This window comes from Frankia sp. AiPs1 (genome assembly GCF_023716945.1).
Taxonomy (GTDB): Bacteria; Actinomycetota; Actinomycetes; order Frankiales; family Frankiaceae; genus Frankia.
Genome location: NZ_JAMQQF010001094.1, coordinates 1 through 829, shown reverse-complemented (window position 1 = coordinate 829; position 829 = coordinate 1). Strand labels below are relative to the sequence as shown.

1 protein-coding gene is annotated in these 829 nt (G+C 77.7%); it reads left to right on the top strand.

The genetic code is table 11. The features are described 5' to 3' along the window. The coding region (locus ND748_RS33075) for an FAD-binding oxidoreductase (protein WP_251750165.1) at positions 1–829 on the top strand (829 nt) is incomplete at both ends.

Genomic DNA, 829 nt, shown 5'->3' with positions numbered 1-829 from the left:
GGCGACGCCGGCGCCGCGCCCGACGCGGTCGTGCTGCCCGCGGATCACGACGAGGTGCTCGCGGTGCTGCGGCTGGCGAGCCGGGAGCGCATCGTCGTCGTGCCGTTCGGCGGGGGCACCTCCGTCGTCGGTGGACTCGAACCCGCCGGGCCCGCCGAACGGCCGGTGGTCGCCCTCGATCTGGCCAGGCTGGCCGCGTTGGGCCGGGTGGACCGGGAGTCCGGCACCGCCGAGCTCGGCGCCGGGCTGCGCGGACCGCGCGCCGAGGCGCTGCTCGCCGAGCACGGTCTGACCCTCGGGCACGTCCCGCAGTCCTGGGAGTACGCCACCATCGGCGGCTTCGCTGCCACCCGGTCGAGTGGCCAGGCATCCGCGGGCTACGGCCGCTTCGACGACCTGGTCGTCGGGCTGCGGGTGGCGACCCCGGTCGGCTCCTGGGAGCTCGGCCGGGCGCCGGCATCGGCGGCCGGGCCGGACCTGCGCGAGCTGCTGCTCGGCTCCGAGGGTGCCTTCGGCGTCATCACCCAGGTGGTCGCGCGGGTCCGGCCGCTGCCGGCGCGGCGGATCTTCGAGGGCTGGTCGGTGCCGGACTTCGCGACCGGGACGCGGCTGCTACGCACCCTCGCGGCGAGTGACCTGCGGCCCACCGTATGCCGCCTGTCCGACGAGACCGAGACCGTCGGCGGGCTCGCCCGTCCGCCGCGCCAGGGCGGGCCGGCGGCAACGACCGACCGGGTATCCCAGCCGGCCTCGTCGGCGGCGGCCGGGGCTGTCGGGGTGACGGGGATCGATGCGGCGGCCGGCGCTGTGGCGGCGGACAGGATCGGTG